The sequence below is a fragment of the Salinimicrobium sp. CAU 1759 genome, assembly GCF_054482715.1.
On sequence record NZ_JBTLRK010000001.1, the window covers coordinates 1,054,014 to 1,079,713 of the forward strand.

The window sequence follows — 25,700 nt, forward strand, 5'->3', positions numbered from 1 at the left end:
AATTAAAAAACCTTTGGAGATTTAAAAATTGACTGTATATTTGCAGTCCAATATCGCGGGATAGAGCAGTAGGTAGCTCGTCGGGCTCATAACCCGAAGGTCACTGGTTCGAGTCCAGTTCCCGCTACTAACAGCCCTTCAGAAATGAGGGGCTTTTTTTATGGGTGAATTTGTAGTTTACGTTCTTTACTCAAAGAATCACAAGAAGACTTACTGTGGACAAACTTCCAATTTAATAGCACGGTTCAGGGACCACAACGAACTGGGAACAAAAGGTTACGCCAAAAACCATCGGCCATGGGAGGTAATTCATATAGAAATTTATGAAAGCAGACCAGAGGCTCTGGCACGAGAGAAGGAATTAAAATCAGGGAAAGGTCGGGAATGGATAAAGAAATATCTCTTAAAACAGGTTTAGAGTCGGGCTCATATCCGCCGCGGCGGACACTGGTTCGAGTCCAGTTCCCGCCACTAAAAAAAACCACCTTAAAAAGAGGTGGTTTTTTTATTTCTGCATTGTTTATCAGTGTTCTGTTGTGTCCTCTCCAGTTCGAGTCCATCTTTCGTTTTAACTATTTAAGTATTTGCTTAAATAACTTATAAACTGTAGTTTTGGGAGATGGAAAACAATGGCTGCATACGGAAAGAAGCAGATTTGAATCAAATCAAACGGTGTCGACAACAAATATTCGAAGCCGAAGAGGCTGTGGGCACTTTAACCGATAAGCTCTCATTGGTAAGCAACAGCGTAAGATTAAAGATTCTTTATGTCCTTCAGGCAGAAGAAAGATTATGTGTTTGTGATTTAAGTGATATCCTGAACATGACGATACCAGCAGTGTCACAGCATTTGCGAAAGCTGAAGGATAGAGATTTTGTAAAATCAGAAAAGGAAGGGCAGACCATTTTTTATTCACTGCGGGATGACCATCGACAACTTCTTGCTCCCTTTTTTAATTTATTGGACCACCAACCTGAAGCTATATGAAAGCAAAAACCAATCTACTTGGAGTGGGAATTTTAACCGGGATCGCCAGTTCTCTTTGTTGCATAACTCCCTTACTTGCTTTCGTAGCTGGAACGGGAGGTATTGGAGGTGCATTTGATTGGCTGGAGCCTTTCAGGTGGCCTCTTGTAATAGTTTCATTGGTTGCTTTAGGATTCGCCTGGTATTTGAACCTGAAGGCTACACAAGATGATGACTGTGGTTGTGACACGAAAACCGAACCTTCTTTCTTCCAGTCCAGAACATTTTTGGGTGGAGTAACTGTTTTTGTTGCTCTGAGTCTGGCATTCCCTTACTATGCAGAAGCTTTTTATCCTTCCAATGAAAAGGAGGTTGTGTTCGTGCAGGAGAAAAACATTCGGACCACTGAATTCTTAGTGAGCGGGATGACCTGCGCTGGATGTGAGGGTCATGTAAAATCTGAAGTTAACAAGCTAAACGGTATTGTCTCCTGCAAAGTATCTTACGAAGAAGGTAATACCATAGTTGAATATGATAGTACCCGCACGAACGTTGAAGAAATAAGGACGGCAATTGAACGGACAGGATATAAAGCCACAAAAATAGAAAGACCATGAAGAAATATGATGTTATAGTAATAGGTTCAGGTATGTCGGGTATGACTGTTGCAAACAAGTGTGCTTCCAAAGGATTAAAAGTAGCTGTGACAGATGAGTTACCTTATGGTGGAACTTGTGCTCTTCGTGGTTGTGACCCGAAAAAGATAATTATTGGTGCTACCGAAGTTAGAGACTTCGCTCAACGTCTGGCAGGTAAGGGTATTAATAGGGTTCCTGAAGTAGAATGGAAGGACGTTATGACTTTTAAGCAGGAATTTGTAGATGCAATGCCTGAAAAAATTGAGAAAGGATACAAACACAACGGTATCGACACCTATCACGGTGCCGCTCGCTTCATCGACAATGATTCAGTCGAAATTGATTCGGAAATTTTAAAGGGAGGTAAGATTGTTATTGCCACTGGAGCAAGGCCACGCCAGTTGAAATTTGACGGTGGCAATTATGCATTGACCAGTACAGATTTTTTAAACCTGAAGGAGCTGCCGAAATCTATAATCTTCATAGGTGGTGGATACATTGCCTTTGAGTTTGCACATATAGCTAAAAGATGTGGAGCAGAAGTCACAATCATACATCGGGGACCTCGCCCTTTGGAGAATTTTGATAAGGATATAGTTCAGCATTTGTCGGAGGCTACCAGAAAACTGGGAGTAAGATTGGTGCTGGACACCAACGTCACGAGAATCAAAAAGGACACAATAGGTTATACGGTAATTGGTGAAACAAATGGTTCCGAAACAGAGTTTACAGCTGAAGCTGTTTTCAACAGTGCGGGAAGAGTACCACATATTGATGGCTTGAACTTAAAGGCGGCATCTGTTAATTATAACAAGAAGGGAGTTGAGGTTAACGACTACTTACAAACTACCTCAAACCCATCTATTTATGCTGCTGGTGACGCTGCCGATACCGCTGGGCTTCCATTAACCCCAGTAGCTGTTTATGAAGGTCATGTCATTGCTTCTAACATATTAAAGGGTAATAATAAAAAACCAGAATATCCACCGATGCCGTCAGTTGTCTTTACCTTACCATCTATGGCTTCGGTAGGTCTAACTGAAGTGGAAGCGGAGAAAGCTGGGTTAAATATCAAAGTGAACACCAAGACAGTTCCAGAGTGGTTCAATGCTAAACGTCTTAACGTTCAGGAATATGCTTATAAAACCATAATAGACACTGATAAAGGTACTTTGGTGGGAGCTCACCTCATTGGTCCAGGGGTAGAAGAAACAATTAATTTTTTCTCCCTTGCGATGTACAAAGCGATACCAGTACGAGATTTAAAGAAAATGATTTATGCGTATCCGACAATGGGTTCGGATATCACATCAATGTTATAAAAACTGATATGGAGACTATATTAGAATCAAATCTTACATGTCCTCATTGTAAGAATGCCAGGGAAGAAATAATGCCCACAGATGCTTGCCAATTCTTTCACGAATGCTCCAGTTGTGGAACCATAATTAAACCGTTGGAGGGTGATTGCTGTGTGTTTTGTAGTTACGGTTCTGTCCCGTGTCCACCAATTCAGGAAGCACGGTCATGTTGTGGTTCTGGAGATTAAGCCAAATTCGCAACAGCTACTAAATCCTTTATAAATTGGGTCGATATAACAAAATCTCCCGCTACTAATTAAAAAACCACCTTTTTGAGGTGGTTTTTTTTTCTGATCTGCTTAAAATAGGTACAGTAGTTTGAGTTTTTGAGAACTTTCGAATAAACGAGACCAATAATGTTATCTTTTAGAACTGCTTACAACATCTTTATATATTTTCCATTGCCCATCTACTTTCTTCCATATAGAAGAATAAGTTCCGGAGTCTATTTCCTGCCCTTCCTTGTTTAATAGCTCATAGGTGCCAATCTCATATGCAGTTTTTCCGAAATTTTCTACTTCAGTAGTTCTTGGTCTTACAGAAATTCCCTGCTCAATCATCATCTCATGGTGCTTTGCTATAGCTTCTCTCCCTCGAATTGGAGCGAAACCTGGAAATTTCACCATAGCATCTTCAGTAAAATGATTGGCTAACAACTCTGGATTATCATTAGCCATAGCCTGTTCCATCTCCTGAAAATTTTCTTGAATGTTTTTTCTGAAATTTTCAGATGATTCTGAATTACTCACTAATTCAACCATTTGCTGATTTAATGCAGGAGGAGGGATAATATTCCCGCTAAAGTTTACCTGGTCAAAATATTTGAGAAATCCAGCCTCCTTTGCAGCCTTTTCCAGGCGATCTGAACTGTTCTTATCGGGAAAAGTCCAAACTGCCATGAATTGGTAAGGCATCCTTTCGTGACCTGTGTTGTTGTTTACAGCAGTACCTACTATTTCTGCCCCGTTTGCCATGGCATTCATTAGAACAGGTTTTATTTCATTTTGAAAGAACTCAATGCGTTCCTGAGTTGATAATTGATGCCAGGTCGGCTTTGCTTTCCATATTTCAGTTAATATATAATTGTTCTCTGACTCGGTACCATTTTGTGCACAGATCCCGGAAACTATTAGCAGGTTAATGAATGAAAATAAAATTAGTTTTCTCATCTTAATTGGTTTTGGTTAATACGATGATTAGTTAAAAAACTGTAGAGGAAGGTAAAAGTTAAAAAGAATAATTAAATGCAGCAAAATATAAGAATATGTGTAGATGTGTTAGTATTTTGCCTATATAACAAAGCTGAATAGAATAAATTTTGATCCGGTGATACGGACATTGGAAGACAAAATCAGCACAGTCTGGAATGTTATTTTCTAAAGAGGTGAAAGAATGTCTCCCCTTATCGGGGTTAGGATGTCGTGCTTATCTATCGTATCAAGATCAATATACTCCCGTACATTACCACGCCCACACAAAAAGCGAAGAGATTACTTTCCCTTTCCTTCGGTAATTCTTCTTTAAGTACGTTCATGATCACCCCACCTGCTAAAAAGGAGAAGATGATACCAATGAATACCTCCGGAATACTTATAAATATTGAAAGCAACCATCCCAAAAAAACTGCGGCTACCAGGATCCATCTGCCTCTGGCCTGATAGCTTTTGCTGAAATGGTCCTCCAGGGCATGATCTGTCACTATAAAGTGGAAAGCCATGGCAATTGCATATAGTACGAAACTCTGCAAGGACTCTTCTTCACGATTTAACAACAGGTAACCTATTATAGCATTATAAACAGCAAAGGAAGAGACGTGGATCCAGAAGATGCCAAGATTCTTTTTTCCTCCTTCGTCGGGAGCTCTCTCAGATTCCCAGGACTTTTTAGATCGATTCTCCAATCCGTAGAAAAAGGTAAGACCTACAAGAGAGAGGAGAAAAACTTCCATTTCTGAGATCCTTTCCCAGCCAACAATTTCTGATTCGCTCACTTCATGTTGAATCTCATTCAACTCAGGAAAGGCTGCCAGAAATATGTAAGCAACAGAAATTCCGCCGGCAACAGATAACCATTTGCTTCGCGGAATATTGGTTAGTCTAAGTTTATTTGTGAATATATGTGTAAGGCAAAGAATTACTACCGCAAGAAAAGAATATAATAACATAGTGAAGACTTTCTTTCTCTAAGGTATAAAAACATCTCCGGTTAGGATTTTAAAAGAAGTATAAAAGGGGGAGGATTGGACTTTTTATTTTACGCTTAAAATCAGTCCGACATGTTCGATTTTCCCTTGAAAAAATAATTTTTAGCGGACTAATAAATCATGTTTTTTTACCATAACTATGATGTACATTTGATCATGATTATGCCGAAAAAGAAATTCATTTCAACCTCTGCGGTTCTTCTGCTCCTGCTGCTGCTATGGAACAGTAACAGCCTTTTTGCTGCTACTTCCGTTCTATATTATCCAGATCTGGAGGGCGATAGAAATCAGCAGGAACTTCTTATTTCTTCAGTAGGGGAGCAGGTCAATGAACTCTTTGATCCAAATATTCCTTTTCACAATAACCTTCATTTTTTTAAAGACGGGAATACTGCAGCTAAAAATTTTGAGGCTTATATTCTTCGTCATACAAACAGTTCTCTTAGTTATATCAAACGCTCCCGTTCTATTTCGCCAGGTTTGGGAGTTAAGGAGTTAATATTTCCATTTCACGTTTTTCTTTAGGTTTTGAGATTCATTTCTAAATAGAGCTCAATCAGCTCTTCCTGTGTCGTCACCTGCTGGCAGACACCTAAAATCAGTACCTGAATTTTAAAACTTAAAAAATGAAACTAGATATAATATTAGTAGATCTTGCCTTAGTGGCAGCGGTATTTGTGCCTTATGTTCTTTTTATCCTGCTTGGGAAAAAGGAAGAAAGGAAATTAAAAAACAGATTTTTAAAAGAAACAAAAAACCATACTCTTACTTTTAGTGAAGAGGACAAATGGAATAACAATCTTGTTGGACTGGATAAAGGTAAAGCCAGAATCTTAATTGTTCAAACAAGAAGACTGGGATTAGCTGTAGAATTCATTGATCTGAAGGAGGTGCGCAGCTGCGAAATTTTCAAGGAGGTGCAAACCATAAAAACAGAGGTGCGTTCAGAAGATATTCTCCAAAAACTGGGCCTTCAGCTAAAATTGAACAGCGGAGAGGTCAAGTTTGTAGAGCTTTACAATTGTGAAGAAACCTATGTACAGGACTATGAGTTGAAACATGCCGAAAAGTGGAACAAGACTATAAATGAGCTTATTGCTTTTCGTCCCACTCTGAATTCTGCTGCGTAAATGAGTTAAAGAAAAGGGAGTTTTACACAAAGCTCACTTTTCTTTATCTTTTAAACTATATAAAAATAAATGGTACTTCAATTTGTTTTACTTGTAGCCGGCCTTTTATTGTTGATCAAAGGGGCAGATTGGCTCGTGGAGAATTCTTCGGCCTTTGCACGGAAAAAAAGGATCTCTGAACTTGCTATCGGCCTCACTAGTGTGGCTTTTGGGACTTCGGCTCCGGAACTTGTTGTAAACGTGGTGGCCGCTTACCAGGGACATGAAGATATTGTCTTTGGGAACGTCATTGGCAGTAATAATTTTAACCTGCTTTTTATCCTGGGAGTAGCCGGACTTATTTCTCCTTTATTGGTGCAGAAAACCACTGTATGGAAGGAGATCCCTATTTCACTGTTGGCTGCTGCGATTCTTTACTTTCTGGTCAATGACTTTTTTGTTGATCAGCAAGGGACTTTAGGAAGATGGGATGCCCTTGTTTTAATCCTTTTCTTTCTTGCCTTTCTGTTTTACGTCTACAAACAGCTCAATTCGGAACCTTCCACCGCCGGGGAAGTTGTTCCTGCATCTTCCAATTTAAAGATTTTTGGCTTTATTGTCCTGGGTTTGGCAGGTTTGATAATTGGAGGTAGATTGGTGGTTGATAATGCAATGGAAATTGCTGCAACTCTTGGCGTGAGTGAAAAGATAATTGGTGTGACTATAGTTGCAGCCGGTACCTCCCTACCCGAACTCGCAACTTCTGTGATCGCAGCTTTTAAGAAAAACAACGATATTGCTGTTGGTAACATTGTAGGTTCCAACATCTTCAACATATTCTTCATTCTGGGGGTAAGTTCCATGGTAAAGCCTATAGACTATAACGCCGTCTTTAATAATGACCTTTATCTTCTTTTTGCAGGTACGATCCTGTTGTTTTTGTTCATGTTCCTGGGAGGTAAAAAAAGCCTTGAGAGATGGGAGGCTGGAATTTTGCTTCTCATTTACATATCCTACACGGCCTTTCTTGTCCTCAAGGAGGTCTAACCTGCACTCATGAAAGAAAAGAATATGGCGATGCACTGGAAGATCCTTATAGGGATGGGCCTGGGAGTACTCGTAGGTTTATCCTTAGCTCAATTCTCCTGGGGACCCTCTTTGGTTCGGGACTGGATACGACCCTTTGGTAACATCTTCATTAATTCCCTAAAACTTATTGCTGTCCCTCTTATTCTGGCATCGCTGATCAAAGGGGTGTCTGACCTGAAGGATCTTACTAACCTTTCAAAAATGGGGTTTAGGACTGTCTTTACTTTTATTCTTACCACGGTGACAGCAGTTTCAATTGGATTACTCCTGGTAAACCTGATAGAGCCCGGTTCTTCTATTTCTGAAGAGACGAGAATTGATCTTCTATCCAGTTATGAAACAGAGGTTTCATCCAATATTTCCAGGGCGGTCGCACAACAAGAAACCGGTCCGCTCCAGGGATTAGTGGAAATTGTTCCCGAAAATTTCCTCGGTGCAGCTGCCGACAACAGGAATATGCTTCAGGTGATTTTCTTTGCTCTTCTGGTCGGAGTAGGATTAATTCTTATCCCGGGTAGTGCTGCCAAACCTGTCAAGGATTTCTTTGACGGTTTTAATGAAGTAATTCTGAAGATGATTGACATAATCATGATCGCTGCCCCAATTGGAGTATTTGCCCTTTTGGCGACTTTAGTCATTGATTCTCCCAGTGTAGACCTTTTCGCAGCATTGGGCATGTATGCCGTTACTGTCATTTTTGGATTATTGCTCATGATTTGTTTTTACGGTGTAATAGTTTTCCTCTTCACTAAAAGATCTCCATTGTCTTTTTTTAAAGGAATAGCCCCTGCGCAATTGCTGGCTTTTTCTACCAGTTCAAGTGCTGCGACCCTGCCGGTAACAATGGAAAGGGTGACAGGACATCTCGGAGTTTCCAAAGAAGTTGCAAGTTTTGTGCTGCCGGTGGGAGCAACAATAAATATGGACGGCACCAGTCTATACCAGGCAGTGGCAGCTGTTTTTATTGCCCAGGCATTTGGCCTTGACCTTTCTTTGGGTACTCAACTGGGGATCATCGCTACTGCAACTTTGGCTTCTATTGGTTCAGCGGCCGTTCCGGGTGCCGGGATGGTAATGCTGGTGATCGTTCTTGCGCAGGCAGGAATTCCTGAAGCAGGATTAGCATTGATCTTTGGAATTGACCGTCCACTGGATATGTGTAGAACTGTGGTAAATGTATCGGGAGATGCAGCTGTTTCAACTATAGTGGCGAAGGTTGTAGTTGGCCAATCAGCTGCCACCGAATTAAAAGAAATTCATGTTTAGTTCTCAGGTGGGAAAATTGAGTTCATTTCCAGATCCCCGTAATTCAAACCCTGGTCTTTCCATAGGACCACCTTTTCCTCCAAATCTGTTGGAAAGGCCGGATCGATGTGTTTATCTATTACTACAGAGTTTTGATTGGTGATCACCCAAAAGGATTTTATTTTACCATTTTTGGCCTTCTTTAGCCGGATGTATTGATGCCATTGCTTTCTTTTAGAAGTATACTCAAGATGAATGGCTACCTCCTCTTGTGAAAGCGGAATATCAAAAGCTGATGGATTATGAGGTTTTAGAGTGCCAAGATCAAAAGTTTTCCCTCTTGTATCACCTTCTGTCATTGCTGGGCGTTGAGAATAGTCATAGATCATTTTTCTTTGGAGCCTTAGATCCTCAATGGGATCTTTACCGTTAAGTGTGATAAGGACGGTGGCCACCGAATCCTGTAGCTTGGATATGATGTTGGCTTGTGGGTAACTAAAGATCCCTCGCGACCTGAGTTCTTCAGCCAGCTGTTGGTTTTTACTTTCCAGCAACCTTATCTTTTCTAGCTTATCTTCCAGTGCTGCTTCTGTTTCCAGGCTCGATTTTTTCATTCCCAGAAAAAAAGATGCTGCTGCTAAACCAATCAAAACAATAGCCCATACGAGGTCAGATTTTAATTTCATTGATGAAGTAAGAATTTTAATACAATATAGGTGTTATAGGTCTGTGGGCCATGACCTGTAGAAGAAATTTCCTTAAGGGTGGAAAAGCTCAGTAAGAAGTTCATTAAAGATGGAGGAATATTGATCGATCTGCTCTCCTGTATCAAAGGCTCTTATGCTAACAGGAGTTGAATAGATGGGATCAAGTTGTACCTCTACAAAAAAGTGGTCAATAGAATAGAACGTCCGCTTTTCACTGCCGGCATTTATAGAATCGAGGTAAACACCGGCATTTTTGATGATTTCCCGCTGTTCTTGATCTGGCAATCCCGAGAATTCTTCAATTGTGATCCTGTTCATTCTTATGATATCTGTAATCAACATATTAAAGGTAATAGGATGAGAGGAAATTTCTACTGGAGGAACTCTTAAGATAATAATAAAAATAGTCCCGCTATTCTTAAAATTTTATAACTAAGATCAAGAGGATCATCTCATTGTCAATTAGATATGGTTATGCGATCAGTATCGATTTTTTAACCTGGCTGATGAAAATGGCATTCATTTTGCATATCATGGCGAAAAAGGATCTATGTCTAAGCAGGATATCATCAAACTCATCAAAAATTCCGAGGTCCGCTTGATTGGAATTTTTATCCTTGCAGCTGTGGCGGGGATTATTCTTATTCTTTCCTTGCAAAGGTTATTCGTTTTTTGAGAAGTTTTTTGTCCCAACCTTACCTGAACCAGTCACTGTACATAATATAGTTGGACGCGGTCTTTTTTAAGTTCTCTATTTGTTCTTCTGAAAGTTTCTTCACCTTTCTTGCCGGAATACCTGCATAGATATGTCCGGCTTCACATTTCGTTTTTTCTAATACTACTGCACCTGCAGCTATGATGCAGCCTTTTTCTATTATCGCATCATCCATGACAATCGCACCCATTCCTATAAGCACATTATCTTCCACCGTACATCCATGAACAATGGCTCTATGACCTATAGAGACATCATTCCCAATTATAGTTGCTGCTTTTTTATAGGTACAATGAATTACTGCTCCGTCCTGAATATTAGTTCGGTCTCCTATACGAATGGAGTTTACATCCCCTCTTATTACAGCCGAGAACCAGACCGAGCAGTCATTTCCCATCCTGACGTTCCCAACAATAGTGGCATTTTCAGCAACATAACAATTTTGTCCCAGTTCAGGAAATATGTTTTCTACGGGCAGAATAAGTGGCATAGAGTGTAGATCTTGTCATGTAAAAATACGAAAGCAGAAGAGCATCCTCAACTTCGCGTTAAAAAAATCTTAGGTTTTTAGCTGTGGTTGATTGGGTTGTCAAAAATCATTATCTTTTTCCTTTTATGCAATTGAGCAATTATGGAAGGAATAGATCCTGAAAATAACTATAACGTGATACTTCGTTTACCGGTGAAGGTAGACTACCAGGTACTGCAAACATATCTTCAAAAGAATTTGCTGGGCAGAATTATCAGCAAGGGGAAAGCCAATGGAGAAGTTCTCGACCGTGCACGAATCCAGGGGATAACCCTTGGGCGTAGTTCCCAGGAAGATTTTGACCTCGCCGTTCAGGTGCAGTTAAAGCTTCTTACCACTTTTTTTAGAAATAAGGTGCTTAAGGTGGTGGCACATCTTTCTCTCGGCTTTAGTGAGGCAGACCAGCAAGTCCAAATTAGGCGCTACAAATTGGACAGTGAAAACAATGGTTGGTTAACAGACAAACTGGTGGAGACCATAGTGAATAACTTTATGTATTCAAAATTAAAGGAGAAAATGAAGTTTGATATTCGCCCCGTGGTAAAGGAAAAACTTGAAAAACTTAATCAAAAATTGGCCGGTGGAATGGAAGTGGCTGACGGAATTAATATAACGGGAAAACTAAAAGAGTTTCGTGTGGAGGAGATCATTCCTGGCCAACGTACCTTGCTTGTTGCTGTTAGTATCCTCGGTAATAATGTCCTCAATATTAAAAAGATCGATATATAAAAAATCCCCATAAAATCCATTTTTGGATACTATGGGAATTTTTTATTAAGTGGAATATTTGAATATTAGGATTGGGTCTGGCCCTCTTCCCGGTTGTTGTCAATTATATTCTTCCTTATTTCATCATGCTTATTCATGATGTCTTCATGTTCGCTTTCCATGTTGCTATGCTCCTCCATCATGGTACTGTGTACCTCCTTCATTTTTGAGATCTGAGCCTTCATTTCTTCACTGCTAAGGTTGCCGAAGTTATTTCTTAGATCCTGGTGTCCCTGCATAAGTTCATCATGACCGGCCAAAATTCCTTCGTGCTTCTTGATGATCACCTCATTTTGTGCCATATGCTCAAAATAAGTAGAGTCAGAAACCTGCATAGTATCTAGTTGCTGCATTAGGTCCTGGTGGTTTTGCTTCATTCTTTCATGCGTAGAGCGAAATTCTGTATGGGCCTGTTGAAGGCTGTCATTCTGCGACATCAATTGATCAAATTCTGCAGAAAGATTTTCCTTTTCGTTATCACCACATGAAGCCAAAAGACCAATGGTAAAAATTAAGATCATAAATTTTTTCATTCTTTTTTGATTTTGAAAGTTATTAACATCAAAAATACAAAAGAAGGCAGGTATTACTTATAATTCTCTGTTAAAAGGCAATGGCTGTACAGTTTCCCAATATTTAATGAATCAAGAAAGCCTTTTAAAGATTCCCATCTTCGCTCTCAAATATTTCTTCAATTGGTTTTTTAAACAACTGGGAAATCTTAAAAGCCAGCGGTAAACTCGGGTCGAATTTTCCTTTTTCTATGGCATTGACGGTTTGTCTGGAAACATAAAGCTTATCGGCCAACTCAGCCTGTGTTAGACTAAATTCCGCGCGGAGGTCTTTAATTTTATTTTTCATTTGTAACGAAGACTTCCTATTACAGTTCCTACGAAATAAGTTATACCTATAACAATCACAAGATGAGAGATTTCGGCGTCATATGAAATGATATTCCTTACATCGAGCATAGAATAGCTTAAACCTGCTACCACGGCTATTCCCAATGCTATGGCCATAGCCTCCAGGTGTATTTTTCGCTGTAACTCATCAAGTTTATTCAGGAAACTCTTATTGGCGAGGATCATTCCAATGCCAATCAGGAAATTTATCAGCACCCCTAGAATGTCCAGGATTTCATTGTCCCAAATGAATTTCGGTCCAAAAGCTATTAAAGCCATGCTAAGTACCCATGCCATTGTCCAGTAGAACAGCTTAAGGTGATTTCCTTTCTCTGTAGCGCTTCTGCTTAATTCTGTTTTTTTCATAATCCTAATGTAAAGTTTGCTTGACAAATATATGTCTTTATTTTAAACTGTAAAATAAACTTTACATTTTATACAAAGGCGTTTTCTGTTTTTAGCAAGTTTGACCTTTCGGAATTAGGAAAGCCCTGTATTTGAGAATATCTTTGCAAAAAAGAAGTTATGGCGCACAAGGCTGGTTTTGTAAATATTATCGGAAATCCAAACGTTGGAAAATCTACTCTCATGAATGCCTTTGTGGGAGAGAAATTAAGCATCATCACTTCTAAAGCGCAGACTACCCGTCACCGTATTCTTGGAATTGTCAATGGGGATGATTTCCAGGTCATTCTTAGTGATACCCCGGGGATTATTAAACCTGCCTATCAACTTCAGGAATCCATGATGGATTTTGTGAAATCGGCTTTTGAAGATGCCGATGTCCTGGTGTATATGGTGGAAATAGGAGAACAGGAATTAAAAGATGAAGCTTTCTTTAATAAGATCATCAATTCTGAAATACCTGTACTCCTCTTGCTGAACAAGATCGACAAATCCAATCAAGAGCAACTTGAGGACCAAGTGCAACTTTGGCAGGAGAAAGTGCCGAATGCCGAAATTTTTCCGGTTTCGGCTCTTGAAGGATTCAATGTTCCGCAGGTCTTTGGGCGAATTGTAGAGCTGCTACCAGATTCTCCCCCGTTTTATCCTAAAGATACCCTCACAGATAAACCTGAACGCTTTTTTGTAAACGAGATCATCCGCGAAAAGATCCTGATGCATTACAAAAAGGAAATTCCTTACAGTGTCGAGATCGATACCGAAGAATTCTTTGAAGAAGAGGAGATCATTCGTATGCGAAGTGTGATCATGGTGGAAAGGGAGACTCAAAAAGGGATCATCATTGGTCATAAAGGTGCTGCACTTAAAAGAGTAGGGGTAGAGGCCCGTAAGGATCTTGAAAAATTCTTCGGAAAACAGGTTCATCTGGAACTTTATGTGAAAGTGAACAAGAACTGGCGAAGCGACATGAAGCAGTTAAAGCGTTTCGGGTATTCCGGCGATAAACGCTAATCCCGTTCTAAGGTAATTCCATCGAAGAGACCTTTTTGTTGTCCTGGTTTTCATTTCTCAAATGTTTTTCAGAACTTTTTTATCTGTTATTCCTGAAAATTAGACAGATATATGTATGCTGCAATTGTTTTAAATCACCTAATTTTGCAGCCCTTAAGAATAAATTATTATGAGCAGTATAGTAGCCATTGTAGGTAGGCCTAACGTTGGAAAATCCACTTTTTTTAATAGATTGATCCAGCGCCGGGAAGCCATCGTTGATTCGGTAAGTGGGGTTACCCGCGACCGGCATTATGGTAAGACCGATTGGAATGGCCGCAATTTTTCTGTTATAGACACAGGAGGTTATATCATAGGAAGTGATGATGTTTTTGAAGCCGAGATCGATAAGCAGGTAGAACTCGCTATTGGGGAGGCCGATGCTATCATCTTTATGGTAGATGTTGAAACAGGGGTTACTCCTATGGATGAGGATGTTGCTCAATTACTGCGCAAGGTGAACAAGCCGGTTTTTCTAGCCGTAAATAAAGTAGATAACGCTAAACGCTTGGAAAATGCTGTGGAATTTTACTCCCTTGGTTTGGGAGAATATTTCCCAATCGCAAGTACAAATGGTAGTGGTACAGGGGAACTTCTTGATGCTCTTGTCGATGCTTTACCCGAAGATAACCGGGAGGAAGAAGCCGAACTTCCACGTTTTGCAGTGGTAGGTCGTCCCAATGCAGGAAAATCCTCCTTCATAAATGCTCTTATTGGAGAAGATCGCTATATAGTTACAGATATCGCCGGAACAACCCGGGACTCAATTGACACAAGATACAACCGCTTTGGATTTGAGTTTAATCTTGTAGATACAGCGGGAATTCGCCGAAAGTCCAAGGTAAAAGAAGATCTTGAATTTTATTCAGTGATGAGATCGGTCCGTGCTATTGAGCACTGTGATGTGTGCCTTATCGTAATGGATGCAACCCGCGGATTCGATGGACAGGTCCAGAATATCTTCTGGCTTGCGCAGCGTAACCGTAAGGGAATCGTGATCCTGGTGAACAAATGGGATCTTGTAGACAAGGAGACCAATACCATGAAGGAATATGAAGCTCAGATTCGCAGGGAGATGGAACCCTTTACAGATGTGCCAATCGTCTTCATGTCTGTTCTTACCAAGCAAAGGATCTTTAAAGCCATTGAAACAGCTGTGGAAGTTTATAAAAACCGCAGTAAAAAGATCAAGACCAGTGAGCTTAATGAGGTGATGTTGCCTATCATTGAATCCTATCCACCGCCTGCTTACAAGGGAAAGTATGTGAAGATAAAATTCTGCATGCAGCTGCCAACTCCGCAGCCACAGTTTGCTTTTTTCTGTAATCTTCCCCAATATGTAAAAGATCCTTACAAGCGCTATTTAGAGAATAAATTAAGAGAAGAGTTTGATTTTACGGGTGTACCCGTTTCGGTCTACTTCAGAAAAAAATAAGAAGAGGTGTAACTTTTACCCTTTTTGGGAGTCCAATGAATGCTGTTACCTGTAGTAGCAGCATTTTTTATTTTTAAAGACCTCCCAGTAAATGAAGAAAATTTTCTTTCTCTGCCTGTTCCTGTCTGCAACCGGAGCATGGGCCCAACAGTTCAGTATTTCAGGAAAAGTCGTAGATGCAGAGACCCAGCTTCCGTTAGAATCGGCAACTCTTTTTGTAGAAAAAGTAAAGGACAGCAGCCTCGTAGCCTATACTATTTCCAATAACACAGGAGACTTTGTAATTGAAGGCTCAGGGAAAATGGATAGCCTTAGGTTGGTGAGTTCCTATAATGGATATATGCCACTTTCACGACTTATTAATCTGGATAAGCAAAAGATCGAACTTGGTCAATTACGTATGGAAGTGGCCAGTAATGAGTTGGGGGAAGTAACTGTAGTTGCAGAAAGAGCCCCTGTAACTGTAAAAAGGGATACCCTTGAATTCAATGCGGCTTCCTTTAATACAAGGCAGGACGCGAACCTTGAGGAATTGATGAAAAAACTTCCGGGAGTGGAAGTGGATGCACAGGGAAACATTACCGTAAACGGAAAACCTGTCTCCCGAATCCTGGTAAACGGAAAGGAATTCTTCGGGAATGACCCCAAGATCGCAACTAAGAACCTTCCGAAGGAGATCATTGATAAGATCCAGGTGGTTGACACCAAAACAAAGTCTGAAGAATTTACCGGAAAGGCTGGAGACCCCGATAACAAGACGATCAATGTCACAATTAAAGAAGATAAGAACAAAGGTTATTTTGCCCGCTTCACTGCCGGTGGTGGTACAGATGAACGCTATGAGTTGAGCGGAATTGCCAATTATTTTAGGGATGACCTAAGGATAAGTGCCCTGGCAAGCTCGAACAATATCAATAGTTCCGGCTTTAGTATGGATGAAGTGTTCGATATGATGCGAGGTCGCTCAAGAAGTATTATGGTGAGAAGTAATGGAACTTTTGCCGTAAACGGGATGAATTTTGGATCTGACCAGGGAATAACTAAAAGTGAAACTACAGGTCTTAACTTTACGAATGAATGGGATAAGAAATTAGAACTTACCGGCGACTATTTCTTCGTCAAAAGTGATACGGAAACAGCTAGTGTAGTGGAAAGAGAAACTTTCTTGCCCGACCGTACTTTTTTTACAGATATAGTATCTGATGCCAATATTGTAAATGAGAATCACCGGGCCAACCTAAATTTTGAGGTAGAGCTAGATACCATGACCAGAATTGAAGTCCGTCCTTCTATAAGCATCAGCGACGGATTTGCTCATAGAAGTAATGCTTCCGAAAGAATGGACAATGACCGGGAACTGGTGACAAATAGCGAGGACAGGGAAGAGATCTATAACAAAGATTTCAACAACAGGATTAGCTTTACAAGGAAATTTGGGAGTCGGGGTGCTTACCTGGAAGCCTCTTTTGAAAATTCGAACCAACTTCGGGAAAGTGAAAATTTCTTTTATTCCGAACTTTTTGACACCGAAGCCGGGGAACTTGTGGAAACCAGAATTCAGGACCAGTTCATAGACGAGGAAAATACTACAGATGAATATGAAGCCGGAATAACTCAACGTTTTGTCCTCGCCGAAAAGCTGTTTTTAGATCTGTCTTATGATTTTAGTACCCAAAGTTTGAACAATACCAGGAGTGTATTTGAATTTGATGAGCAGACAGGAGAATATAGTCAGTTTAACAATCTTCTTTCAAATGATTTTGAGGTTATTAGTTTTAAGCACATTCCTAATGCAGGTATTAGCTTTGAAGGAAAGAAGCTGCGTGCAGGTTTCGACATGGGGCTTTTAAATACCTCGCTTGAAAACCGCAATTTTCTTGCAGATGTCCATTTTGAAAACAGTTATAACAACCTTTATCTAAGGTCAAATGTTCGCTATGAATTAGCTCGTGGAAAATCTCTGTACATCAATTACCGGAATGATACAGAAATTCCTTCCATTAGAGAACTACAACCGGTCCCTAACCTGACCAATCCGCTGAACATTGTAATTGGAAATCCCGAACTGGACCCTACTTTTACGCACCAGGTATATCTTGGCTATCAGAATTTTGATTTTGCTACCAGAAGCGGGATGAGCATCTATGCATCGACTACAGTATATGAAGATCAGGTTGTTCCCTATAGCGTCACAAATGAAGATCTCGTTACCACTACTACTTTTCGAAATCTTGATGGCGGAATTTCAGGTTATGCCGGGGTCTCTTACAGTAAGAGACACAAAAAGGAGGAGCAGGAGTTTAGCTACAGGCTTGGATTGTATGGGAATTATAACCGACAGATCGGTTTCAGCAATGGCTTCAGGTACAATGCCGATCGCTACGGAATAAATCCGTCATTGAGGTTAGGTTACAATTATAATGACCTGGTGGAGATCAATCCACGTTATGAGGTGAGTTATAACCTTTCGAAATATGACATCAATTTTGGGAGAGAAGAGGAGTATACCAATCACACAATAGCCCTGGAAGCCACTACGTACTGGCCCAAAAATGTCGTTTTTGGAAATGATATTTCTTTTATTTCCTTCGGAAATGTGGCGCCCGGTTTTGATCCTACTTCTTTGCTTTGGAATATGAGCCTGGGATATAAATTTCTTGGCGATGATGCTACTCTAAAGCTGAAAGTTTATGACCTGTTGGACGAGAACGTCAGCACCCGAAGAGTAATTGGAGAGGATTATGTGCAGGACACGCAGGAATTGATCCTGGAGCAGTACTTTATGATGAGTTTTACCTATAAGCTCAGCAGGTTTGGAGGAAAGGATCCTAACAAAGGCAGAGGTAGAGGTAGAGGCGGAATTTTTATGTTCTAGAGAATCTGATTTTAGATCTCGCAACAAGACCTTTCAAAAATGACATTTTTGAGAGGTCTTGTATTTAGGAATAGAATTGGTTTTTGCCAATTGTAAATTTTCCCACCCGCTTACGCGAATTGGCAATCCTGGCGATCATTACACCGATATTTCGCCCTTACAGGGCTCTTTTAAACTGGGTATCCTGAACCCGGGGTTAAAACCCCGGGCTATAAATATTTCGCCCCTCTGGGGCTATTATTATTCGAAAAACATCCAATCTTCGGAATAAAATCCGGAGCTACCGATTTGTTGCCCCTTCGGGGTATATAATAAATTAGAATTTGATCCTCCTCTGGTGAAGCTTCGGAGGACAAATGCGTGAATTATTATAGTTTAGAAGTAGGTCCTCCTCCGCTAAAGTTTTGGTGGATAAATTCCTGTAAATCGAGGATTTTCCAGTCTAAAGACTAGTGCCTACAAACTATCCTGCTGGCGCGGATTTGCAATCTTGGCGATCTTTACACCGATATTTCGGCCCTACAGGGCTTCATTTACCCGGGTATCCTGGACCCTTTAACCCCGGGCTATGAATATTTCGCCCCTCTGGCGCTCGATTTTCTAACAAATATTCTCATACCCCGGAAAAAATTTCGGGGCTACCGATTTGTTGCCCCGTAGGGGCCATAAATAAAAAATAAACAGATTTGAATTTGGTGCTTGTAATTTGGTATTTCCAGAATCTACCGTCTATCGACTAAAGACTATCGACTAACCTACCATCCCCCTCCGGCGCCACCGCCGCCAAAGCCACCTCCGCCGAAGCCGCCACCAAAGCCGCCGCCTCCGCTAAAGCCACCTCCCCCTCCAAAGCTGCCGCCGCCGCCAAATCCGCCGCGACCAAGGCTGCTTAATATGAGTACGTCTAGAAGTCCGCCGCCACGACGGAATCCGCCACGGCCACCACCTCTTTTGTTCCGGGAGCTAAGGATAAATAGAAAAACGATGAAGATGATCGCCAGGATGATGAACCTGGGAGGAGCCCCTCCGCCCGAAGTGGGCCTGGAGCCTTCATAGGTGCCGTTAAGCACCTGAAAAATTGCTGTTGTGCCTGCATCCAGGCCCTGGTAGTAGCTACCATTCCGGAACTCGGGCAGGATGATGTTATGAACTATTTGATGAGAAAGTGCATCAGTAAGATATGGCTCTATTCCATAACCGGTTTGGATCTGTATGAGCCGGTCTCCTTCAGAAAGAAGAATGAAAATTCCATTGTCTTCTTTTTCCTGTCCCACGCCCCATTTGTGCGCCCATTCTGTAGCATAGGTGGCAATTTCCTCTCCCTGTAGAGATTCTATGGTCGCAATAACGATTTGTGTGGAAGTGGTATCGGCGTAATTGATGAGCTTTCTTTCGAGCGCCTGTTCTTCCTGAGGGGTTAGCACATCGGCTTCATCATAGACACTGGTTGCCAAAGAGGGTTTCGGCGGAATATCCCTTTGCGCATTGACCGTAAAGGCAAGGCATAGAAAAAGTATTGAGAAAAGGGAATTCCGAAGTAAGTTGTTCATCATTTGGATATTTTATCCGAAAGTTCATTGACGTCACCTTCGCTCCAGGGGAAATGTTCCTGCAATTCCTTTCCTGCTTTTAATATTCCGTCAATAAGACCTTGTTTAAATTCACCCTTTTTGAACCTGGAGGCGATTGCATCTTTTGTGGTTTCCCAGAAGTCTTTTGGCACCACCTTGTTGATCCCTTTATCCCCATAGATCACAAACTGCCGGTCATCAATGGCTACATAAATGAGAACGCCGTTATCTTCTTTGGTGTTGTCCATCTTGAGCAGGTGAAAAACCTCCATGGCGCGGTCCCAAATGGCACCTTTGCTGGTTTTTTCAATATGCACCCGAATCTCTCCCGAGGTATGACTTTCGGCCTTTCTAATGGCTGCAACCACTTCGGCTTCCTCTTCTTCGGTAAGAAATTCTTCTATTTTTGACATTTTTGAGACTTTTAAAAATCGAATTCTACATCGGGCGCAGTTTCGGCTCCGGGATCAGATTCAAAGAGTGGCATTTCATCGAAGCCATACATTCCCACAATGACATTGTTTGGAAATTTTCTAATGTAGGTGTTGTATTCTCTTACCTGCTCATTAAATCTATTTCTCTCAACGTTGATCCTGTTCTCGGTCCCTTCCAGCTGAGACTGTAACTGCTGAAAGTTCTGCGTAGCTTTTAGTTCAGGATATCTCTCTACCGTTACCAGAAGGCGCGATAAAGCAGATGACACCTGGCCCTGAGCCTGCTGAAATTGTTGCAGTTGTTCCTGTGTAAGGTTGTCTGCATCCACATTCACCGATGTTGCCTGTGCACGTGCTTCGATCACATCTGTAAGCGTTCCACGTTCGAAATCTGCAGCTCCCCGTACGGTGTTTACGAGATTGGGGATGAGGTCACTTCGACGTTGGTATGCGCTCTCTACCTGTGACCAGGCAGTTTCAGCATTTTCCTGCTTCACAACTGCATTGTTATATTTTCCGACGAAAAGTAGATAGATACCTAAGAGTATGGCCCCAATGATCAATACGGGGACGAGCCATTTTTTCATGTTATAGTTCTTTTTTAAGATTGATTAGTGTTGATTTAATATTCTCCAACTTTCGGATGATCTCAAAGTTAGACAATGTTTTTCGGCTTTTCTCCTCCTTTAGGTGGATTTTTGCACCTTCAAGAGTAAAGCCTCTTTCCTTGACCAGGTGATAAATAAGTTCAAGGTTCTTAATGTCTTCCCGGGTAAATTTTCTATTGCCTTTGGCGTTCTTCTTCGGCTTAATTACATCGAATTCCTTCTCCCAAAATCTAATAAGCGAGGTGTTGACGCTAAAAGCTTCGGCGACTTCCCCAATCGAATAATAGAGTTTGTCGGGCAGGTCTACGTGCATTAATCCAGGGATTGGTTTTCAAGTTGTGCCTGTTCCAGGATCTCATCGTATTCAGATGGTGAAAGATGTCCATAGTAGAAATTGATCGGGTTGATCTTCTCCTCATCCTTAAAGATCTCGTAATGCAGGTGTGGTGCCTGGGAGCGACCGGTGCTTCCTACGAAACCTATGAGGTCTCCCCGTTGCACTTTTTGCCCTCTTCTTACATTGTACTTGTACAAATGCGCATACAGGCTCACATAACCATAGCCATGGTCAATACGAATATGGTTTCCATAGCCGCTCGAGCGGTTGTCTGCTCTTTCCACCACGCCATCACCGGTTGCATAAACGGGTGTACCTCGAGGTGCAGTGAAGTCCATTCCGTAGTGGAACTTCCTCACTTTGGTAAAAGGATCTGTTCTCCAGCCATACCCTGAAGCCATTCTTTTGAGGTTCTCGTTTTTTACCGGCATAATTGCGGGAATAGAAGCCAGCAGGTTCTCCTTGTCATTAGCCAGGTCCACGATCTCGTCGAGGGAGCGGGATTGCACTACCAGCCTTTTAGTGAGCATGTCCAGCTTCTTGTGGCTTTCTATGATAAGCTTGGAATTGTCAAAACCTTCCAGGTCTTTATAGCGGTTAATTCCTCCAAATCCGGCAAGACGCTGCTCTTCGGGAATTGGGTTAGCCTCGAAGTAAAGACGATAAATGTTATTATCGCGGTCTTCAACATTTGCCAGCACCTGTTCTACCTGCTCCATTTTTCTATTGAGAAGGTTGTATTGAAGTTTCATGTTGGACAATTCTCTCGAAAGGGCTTTTTCTTTGGGAGTTTCCAGCTGCGGAATGTTGAGGTAAATAACCAGAAGTACAAAGCCTGCCAAAAAGGCTCCAAGTATACTAAGAGCAGCAATTCCAAGGCGGCGGCCCTTCTTGCGCTCGATCTTTTTATAGGAAAGCGTCTCGCTGTCGTAATAATATTTAACCTTCGACATAAGTTAAATTATTCTATTTTTGCGTTACTTAAAATGTTGCAAAAACAGTGCAACAATCAGCTTGAGAAACGAACAAATATAAAAATTGTTTTCCCGAAAGCATAATATAAAATTTTACCTTCATGAAATCCCAGGAGATACGTTCTAAATTCCTCGAATTTTTCCAAAATAAAGCCCATAGCATAGTCCCATCTGCACCTATGGTGGTGAAAGATGATCCTACCCTTATGTTCACCAATGCGGGGATGAACCAGTTTAAGGAATTTTTCCTCGGAAATGGAACTCCAAAAAGCCGCCGCATTGCCGATACTCAAAAGTGTTTGCGGGTTAGTGGGAAGCATAACGACCTGGAAGAGGTAGGAAAAGACACTTATCACCACACCATGTTCGAGATGCTTGGCAATTGGAGCTTTGGTGATTATTTCAAGAAGGAAGCGATTAGCTGGGCCTGGGAATTACTCACAGATGTTTACAAGCTGAACAAGGAAGATCTTTATGTTTCCGTTTTTGAAGGTAGCCAAGAAGAGGATCTGCCTTTAGACAAGGAAGCGCTTGATCTTTGGAAGCAAATAGTTGCTGAAGACCGCATTATCTTCGGAAATAAAAAAGACAACTTTTGGGAAATGGGAGATCAGGGTCCTTGCGGACCTTCTTCTGAAATTCATATTGATTTAAGGTCGGCTGAAGATAAGGCCAAAACTCCCGGAAGAGACCTTGTAAACAACGACCACCCCCTGGTGGTGGAGATCTGGAACCTCGTATTCATTCAATTCAACAGGAAAGCTGATGGTTCGCTGGAAAAACTACCCGAAAAGCATGTTGACACGGGAATGGGCTTTGAACGCCTTTGCATGGCGCTGCAGAGAGTAAAATCCAATTACGATACAGATGTTTTCACGCCACTTATTAAAAAGATAAGTGAGATCACCAATTCGCAATACGGAAAGAACGAAGAGACAGATATTGCTGTCCGAGTGATCGCAGATCACGTGCGGGCGGTTTCCTTTGCCATTGCCGACGGGCAGTTACCCGGAAGCGGAGGAGCAGGATATGTGATAAGAAGAATCTTGAGAAGAGCAATTCGATATGGATTTACTTTTCTTAATCAAAAAGAAGCCTTTGTATATAAGCTGGTGGATACACTGGCCAATCAAATGGGGGAAGCTTTTCCGGAATTGCGGTCACAGCAAAACCTTATTACCAATGTGATAAGAGAGGAAGAAAATTCCTTTTTACGCACCCTTGATCAGGGGTTGGTTTTATTGGACCAGATCATGCAGGAGAGCAAAGACAAAAATGTTTCGGGCAAAAAAGCCTTTGAATTATATGACACTTACGGATTTCCAATTGACTTAACAGCGCTAATTTTAAGCGAAAAAGGCTACTCCCTGGATCAAAAAGGATTTGAAGCAGAACTTCAAAAACAGAAGGATCGTTCGAGAAATGCATCAAAAGTAACTTCGGGCGACTGGCAGGTGGTGAAGGAAGCAGAAACTGAAGGCTTTGTAGGTTATGACAGCCTTGAAGCTGAAGTAGAGATCCTGCGGTACCGAAAAGTAGAATCAAAAAAAGAAGGGGAATTATACCAGCTGGTTTTCAGCAGAACTCCGTTCTATCCTGAAGGCGGTGGTCAGGTAGGGGACAAGGGAGTTTTGGAAGCAAAAAACGGTGCTGTAATTTACATTTTAGACACCCGAAAGGAAAATAACCTTATCATTCATTTGGCAAAAGAACTTCCTGAAGAACTTTCGGGCACTTTCACTGCTAAGGTAAACGCGGCCCAACGTGCACGGACAGCTGCAAACCACAGTGCAACACATTTATTGCACCAGGCTTTAAGGGAGATCCTCGGAACTCATGTGGAGCAAAAAGGTTCAATGGTGCAGAGTGATTATCTGAGATTTGATTTTTCACATTTCAGTAAAGTAAGCGCGGAGGAACTGCAGCAAATAGAAGATTTTGTAAATTCCAGGATTGCTGAGAAGCTTCCGCTTATCGACAACCGGGAGATGACTTATCAGGAAGCTATAAAGGACGGTGCAATTGCCCTTTTTGGAGAGAAGTACGGTGACAAGGTCCGGGCAGTTCGCTTTGGGAAATCTATGGAGCTTTGTGGAGGAACTCACGTTGGAAATACTTCAGATATCTGGCATTTTAAGATCCTTTCAGAAGGTGCAGTTGCATCGGGGATCCGAAGGATAGAGGCGATCACCAGTGAAGCTGCAAAAGAATATTTCACAGATCAAACGAAGACTTTTAGTGAGATCAAAGCAGTGCTTAAGAATGCACAGGATCCTGTGAAAGCTGTAGTGAATCTGCAGGAAGAAAACACAGAACTAAAGAAACAGATTGAATCTCTGCTTCGCGATAAAGCAAAGAATTTGAAGGGAGACCTTAAGAGTCAAATCAAAGAGGTCAACGGAGTGAATTTCTTAGCGCAAAAGCTTGACCTGGATATGGGTGGGATCAAAGATCTTTCATTCCAGTTAGGAGATGAAGTGGACAATCTTTTTCTCCTTTTTGGAGCACAACAAGATGAAAAGGCCATGCTTTCCTGCTATATCTCCAAGAATCTTGTAGAGGAAAAAGGCTTGAACGCAGGGAAAGTGGTAAAAGAATTAGGCCGATACATCCAGGGCGGTGGCGGCGGACAGCCATTCTACGCCACAGCCGGAGGTAAAAATCCCGCCGGAATCAATGAAGCGTTGCAAAGGGCGGAGGAGTTCGTGAAATAAGAGATCAAGTCAACCTTTCCAAGGGTTCCAAACCCTGAAAGGGTTTTATAGTAAATCAGACCTCACAGGTTTCAAAAACCTGTGAGGTCTTGAAAATATTAAAATGGAATTCCGAACTCAAGTTCCCATTTCTCCTCAGGAACCAAAAATTGGTTACTCCTCAAAAGTGCTGCTTTTGGGTTCCTGTTTTGTCGAAAATATTGGGAAGAAACTGGATTACTTTAAATTCCGGAACTTACTTAATCCCTTCGGAATTCTATTCCATCCTGCCGCGATCAATAACTTCCTCAAAAGGGTAAAAGAGCAGCACATTTATACTAAAGCCGATATCTTCTTCCACAACGAAGCCTGGCACTGCTACGAAGCACATTCAGATCTCAATGCGGTTGAAAAGGAAGAAATCCTGAACAAGTTGAATGCTGCAGTAAAAGAAACAGCAGACTTTTTAAAGTCTGCTACTCATGTGATCATTACGCCGGGGACGGCCTGGGGCTACAGGTTAAAGGAATCGGGTGAGGTAGTGGCCAATTGTCACAAGGTGCCGCAGGCGAATTTCAGTAAGGAAATAACAGAGGTCAAAAATGCGCTTTTTGAGACTTCAGAGATCCTTAGGATGCTGAATCCTTCAGCTGAAATCATCTTTACCGTTTCTCCTGTTCGGCATCTGAAGGATGGTTTTGTGGAAAATCAGCTGAGCAAGGCGAAATTGATCACTGCAATTCAGGAAATTGTAACTTCCGAAGAACATTGTTCTTATTTTCCGTCGTACGAGATCATGATGGATGAGCTTAGAGATTACCGCTTTTATTCCGAAGATATGGTGCATCCAAACCAGATCGCTGTAGACTATATTTGGGAGAAATTCCGGGAGGCGTGGATAGCTTCAGAAGCTTCAGAAACAATGAAGAAAGTGGATACCATCCAAAAAGGGCTTTTACATCGACCTTTTAATGAAACTTCCGAAGCACATCAGAAATTCAGGAAAGATCTTCAGCAAAAGATCGAAAAGCTGGAAAATGAGGTGCCACAAATAAAGTTCTAAGGCAAATCTTCACATTTTCTTC

28 protein-coding genes and 2 tRNA genes are annotated in these 25,700 nt (G+C 41.5%); 17 read left to right on the plus strand and 13 right to left on the minus strand.

Annotated elements, in window-relative coordinates; genetic code table 11:
- The first annotated feature begins 54 nt into the window (after positions 1-54).
- The 7 genes from ACXYMT_RS04805 (at position 55) to ACXYMT_RS04835 (ending at position 3,154) form a co-directional block, all read left to right on the plus strand.
- A tRNA-Met gene (locus tag ACXYMT_RS04805) sits at positions 55-127 on the plus strand.
- A gap of 33 nt (positions 128-160) precedes the next feature.
- A complete protein-coding gene (locus ACXYMT_RS04810; protein WP_459057952.1) occupies positions 161-418 on the plus strand; it encodes a GIY-YIG nuclease family protein in 258 nt (85 codons plus the stop codon).
- Positions 378-471: transfer RNA gene (locus tag ACXYMT_RS04815), tRNA-OTHER, on the plus strand. Before ACXYMT_RS04810 ends, ACXYMT_RS04815 begins: the two co-directional genes overlap by 41 nt.
- Positions 472-619: 148 nt before the next feature.
- Entirely contained in the window at positions 620-988 is a 369-nt protein-coding gene (locus tag ACXYMT_RS04820; RefSeq protein ID WP_459057953.1) for an ArsR/SmtB family transcription factor, read from the plus strand.
- Positions 985-1,584, plus strand: a complete 600-nt coding sequence (merTP, locus tag ACXYMT_RS04825) for a mercuric transport protein MerTP (RefSeq protein WP_459057954.1) — start codon at positions 985-987, stop codon at positions 1,582-1,584. Before ACXYMT_RS04820 ends, merTP begins: the two co-directional genes overlap by 4 nt.
- Positions 1,581-2,927: a dihydrolipoyl dehydrogenase family protein gene (locus ACXYMT_RS04830; RefSeq protein ID WP_459057955.1), complete on the plus strand. Its 1,347-nt coding sequence runs from the start codon at positions 1,581-1,583 to the stop codon at positions 2,925-2,927. The genes merTP and ACXYMT_RS04830 overlap by 4 nt, the downstream gene beginning before the upstream one ends.
- Positions 2,928-2,935: 8 nt before the next feature.
- Positions 2,936-3,154: a GDCCVxC domain-containing (seleno)protein gene (locus ACXYMT_RS04835; protein ID WP_459057956.1), complete on the plus strand. Its 219-nt coding sequence runs from the start codon at positions 2,936-2,938 to the stop codon at positions 3,152-3,154.
- 171 nt (positions 3,155-3,325) lie between these two features.
- Here the strand turns inward: ACXYMT_RS04835 and ACXYMT_RS04840 are convergent, their stop codons facing one another.
- Positions 3,326-4,135 (minus strand): DUF6616 family protein, encoded by an 810-nt coding sequence (locus ACXYMT_RS04840; protein WP_459057957.1) that lies wholly within the window; start codon positions 4,133-4,135, stop codon positions 3,326-3,328.
- Between the two features lie 260 nt (positions 4,136-4,395).
- Positions 4,396-5,130 carry a hypothetical protein gene (locus ACXYMT_RS04845; RefSeq protein ID WP_459057959.1) on the minus strand — a complete coding sequence of 245 codons (735 nt, stop codon included), beginning with the start codon at positions 5,128-5,130 and terminating at the stop codon, positions 4,396-4,398.
- A 159-nt stretch (positions 5,131-5,289) separates the two neighbouring features.
- Between ACXYMT_RS04845 and ACXYMT_RS04850 the strand changes: the two genes are divergently transcribed.
- The 4 genes from ACXYMT_RS04850 (at position 5,290) to ACXYMT_RS04865 (ending at position 8,633) form a co-directional block, all read left to right on the plus strand.
- Complete coding sequence (locus ACXYMT_RS04850; protein WP_459057960.1) at positions 5,290-5,694, plus strand: hypothetical protein; 405 nt, start codon at positions 5,290-5,292, stop codon at positions 5,692-5,694.
- A 101-nt stretch (positions 5,695-5,795) separates the two neighbouring features.
- Positions 5,796-6,299 carry a hypothetical protein gene (locus ACXYMT_RS04855; RefSeq protein WP_459057961.1) on the plus strand — a complete coding sequence of 168 codons (504 nt, stop codon included), beginning with the start codon at positions 5,796-5,798 and terminating at the stop codon, positions 6,297-6,299.
- Positions 6,300-6,368: 69 nt separating this feature from the next.
- Positions 6,369-7,325 (plus strand): calcium/sodium antiporter, encoded by a 957-nt coding sequence (locus ACXYMT_RS04860; protein WP_459057962.1) that lies wholly within the window; start codon positions 6,369-6,371, stop codon positions 7,323-7,325.
- Positions 7,326-7,334: 9 nt separating this feature from the next.
- Positions 7,335-8,633: a dicarboxylate/amino acid:cation symporter gene (locus ACXYMT_RS04865; protein ID WP_459057963.1), complete on the plus strand. Its 1,299-nt coding sequence runs from the start codon at positions 7,335-7,337 to the stop codon at positions 8,631-8,633.
- Here the strand turns inward: ACXYMT_RS04865 and ACXYMT_RS04870 are convergent.
- From ACXYMT_RS04870 to ACXYMT_RS04880, 3 genes are all read right to left on the minus strand, one after another.
- Positions 8,630-9,298: a hypothetical protein gene (locus ACXYMT_RS04870; protein ID WP_459057964.1), complete on the minus strand. Its 669-nt coding sequence runs from the start codon at positions 9,296-9,298 to the stop codon at positions 8,630-8,632. The genes ACXYMT_RS04865 and ACXYMT_RS04870 overlap by 4 nt on opposite strands.
- Before the next feature lie 72 nt (positions 9,299-9,370).
- Positions 9,371-9,661, minus strand: a complete 291-nt coding sequence (locus tag ACXYMT_RS04875; RefSeq protein ID WP_459057965.1) for a hypothetical protein — start codon at positions 9,659-9,661, stop codon at positions 9,371-9,373.
- Positions 9,662-10,014: 353 nt separating this feature from the next.
- Complete coding sequence (locus tag ACXYMT_RS04880) at positions 10,015-10,524, minus strand: gamma carbonic anhydrase family protein (RefSeq protein WP_459057966.1); 510 nt, start codon at positions 10,522-10,524, stop codon at positions 10,015-10,017.
- Positions 10,525-10,665: 141 nt separating this feature from the next.
- Here ACXYMT_RS04880 and ACXYMT_RS04885 point away from each other — a divergent pair, with 141 nt between their 5' ends.
- Entirely contained in the window at positions 10,666-11,292 is a 627-nt protein-coding gene (locus ACXYMT_RS04885; RefSeq protein ID WP_459057967.1) for a DUF4403 family protein, read from the plus strand.
- Positions 11,293-11,357: 65 nt separating this feature from the next.
- Here the strand turns inward: ACXYMT_RS04885 and ACXYMT_RS04890 are convergent, their stop codons facing one another.
- From ACXYMT_RS04890 to ACXYMT_RS04900, 3 genes are all read right to left on the minus strand, one after another.
- Positions 11,358-11,864: a hypothetical protein gene (locus ACXYMT_RS04890; RefSeq protein ID WP_459057968.1), complete on the minus strand. Its 507-nt coding sequence runs from the start codon at positions 11,862-11,864 to the stop codon at positions 11,358-11,360.
- Between the two features lie 124 nt (positions 11,865-11,988).
- Positions 11,989-12,192: a helix-turn-helix transcriptional regulator gene (locus tag ACXYMT_RS04895; RefSeq protein WP_459057969.1), complete on the minus strand. Its 204-nt coding sequence runs from the start codon at positions 12,190-12,192 to the stop codon at positions 11,989-11,991.
- A complete protein-coding gene (locus ACXYMT_RS04900) occupies positions 12,189-12,599 on the minus strand; it encodes a hypothetical protein (RefSeq protein ID WP_459057970.1) in 411 nt (136 codons plus the stop codon). Before ACXYMT_RS04900 ends, ACXYMT_RS04895 begins: the two co-directional genes overlap by 4 nt.
- Before the next feature lie 159 nt (positions 12,600-12,758).
- On the opposite strand from ACXYMT_RS04900, the gene era reads away from it, so the two are divergent.
- The 3 genes from era (at position 12,759) to ACXYMT_RS04915 (ending at position 17,998) form a co-directional block, all read left to right on the plus strand.
- Positions 12,759-13,649, plus strand: coding sequence for a GTPase Era (era, locus tag ACXYMT_RS04905; RefSeq protein ID WP_459057971.1), 891 nt, complete (start codon positions 12,759-12,761; stop codon positions 13,647-13,649).
- 169 nt (positions 13,650-13,818) lie between these two features.
- On the plus strand, positions 13,819-15,123 hold the full coding sequence (der, locus tag ACXYMT_RS04910) for a ribosome biogenesis GTPase Der (protein WP_459057972.1): 1,305 nt from the start codon (positions 13,819-13,821) through the stop codon (positions 15,121-15,123).
- Positions 15,124-15,214: 91 nt separating this feature from the next.
- Positions 15,215-17,998 (plus strand): outer membrane beta-barrel protein, encoded by a 2,784-nt coding sequence (locus ACXYMT_RS04915; RefSeq protein WP_459057974.1) that lies wholly within the window; start codon positions 15,215-15,217, stop codon positions 17,996-17,998.
- 755 nt (positions 17,999-18,753) lie between these two features.
- Here ACXYMT_RS04915 and ACXYMT_RS04920 read toward each other — a convergent pair.
- The 5 genes from ACXYMT_RS04920 to ACXYMT_RS04940 are packed head-to-tail and all read right to left on the minus strand — an operon-like array spanning position 18,754 to position 21,901.
- On the minus strand, positions 18,754-19,548 hold the full coding sequence (locus ACXYMT_RS04920; RefSeq protein WP_459059145.1) for a TPM domain-containing protein: 795 nt from the start codon (positions 19,546-19,548) through the stop codon (positions 18,754-18,756).
- Positions 19,548-19,982 carry a TPM domain-containing protein gene (locus tag ACXYMT_RS04925; RefSeq protein ID WP_459057976.1) on the minus strand — a complete coding sequence of 145 codons (435 nt, stop codon included), beginning with the start codon at positions 19,980-19,982 and terminating at the stop codon, positions 19,548-19,550. Before ACXYMT_RS04925 ends, ACXYMT_RS04920 begins: the two co-directional genes overlap by 1 nt.
- A gap of 11 nt (positions 19,983-19,993) precedes the next feature.
- The gene (locus tag ACXYMT_RS04930) at positions 19,994-20,590 is read right to left on the minus strand and encodes a LemA family protein (RefSeq protein ID WP_324720088.1); all 597 of its coding nucleotides are present in this window, start codon (positions 20,588-20,590) and stop codon (positions 19,994-19,996) included.
- 1 nt (position 20,591) lies between these two features.
- Entirely contained in the window at positions 20,592-20,924 is a 333-nt protein-coding gene (locus ACXYMT_RS04935) for a MerR family transcriptional regulator (protein WP_459057977.1), read from the minus strand.
- A complete protein-coding gene (locus ACXYMT_RS04940; RefSeq protein WP_459057978.1) occupies positions 20,924-21,901 on the minus strand; it encodes a M23 family metallopeptidase in 978 nt (325 codons plus the stop codon). The genes ACXYMT_RS04935 and ACXYMT_RS04940 overlap by 1 nt, the downstream gene beginning before the upstream one ends.
- Before the next feature lie 122 nt (positions 21,902-22,023).
- On the opposite strand from ACXYMT_RS04940, the gene alaS reads away from it, so the two are divergent.
- Together alaS and ACXYMT_RS04950 are read left to right on the plus strand one after the other, a co-directional pair.
- Positions 22,024-24,636 carry an alanine--tRNA ligase gene (alaS, locus tag ACXYMT_RS04945; protein ID WP_459057979.1) on the plus strand — a complete coding sequence of 871 codons (2,613 nt, stop codon included), beginning with the start codon at positions 22,024-22,026 and terminating at the stop codon, positions 24,634-24,636.
- 103 nt (positions 24,637-24,739) lie between these two features.
- The gene (locus ACXYMT_RS04950) at positions 24,740-25,678 is read left to right on the plus strand and encodes a GSCFA domain-containing protein (protein ID WP_459057980.1); all 939 of its coding nucleotides are present in this window, start codon (positions 24,740-24,742) and stop codon (positions 25,676-25,678) included.
- The last annotated feature ends 22 nt before the right edge of the window (positions 25,679-25,700 follow it).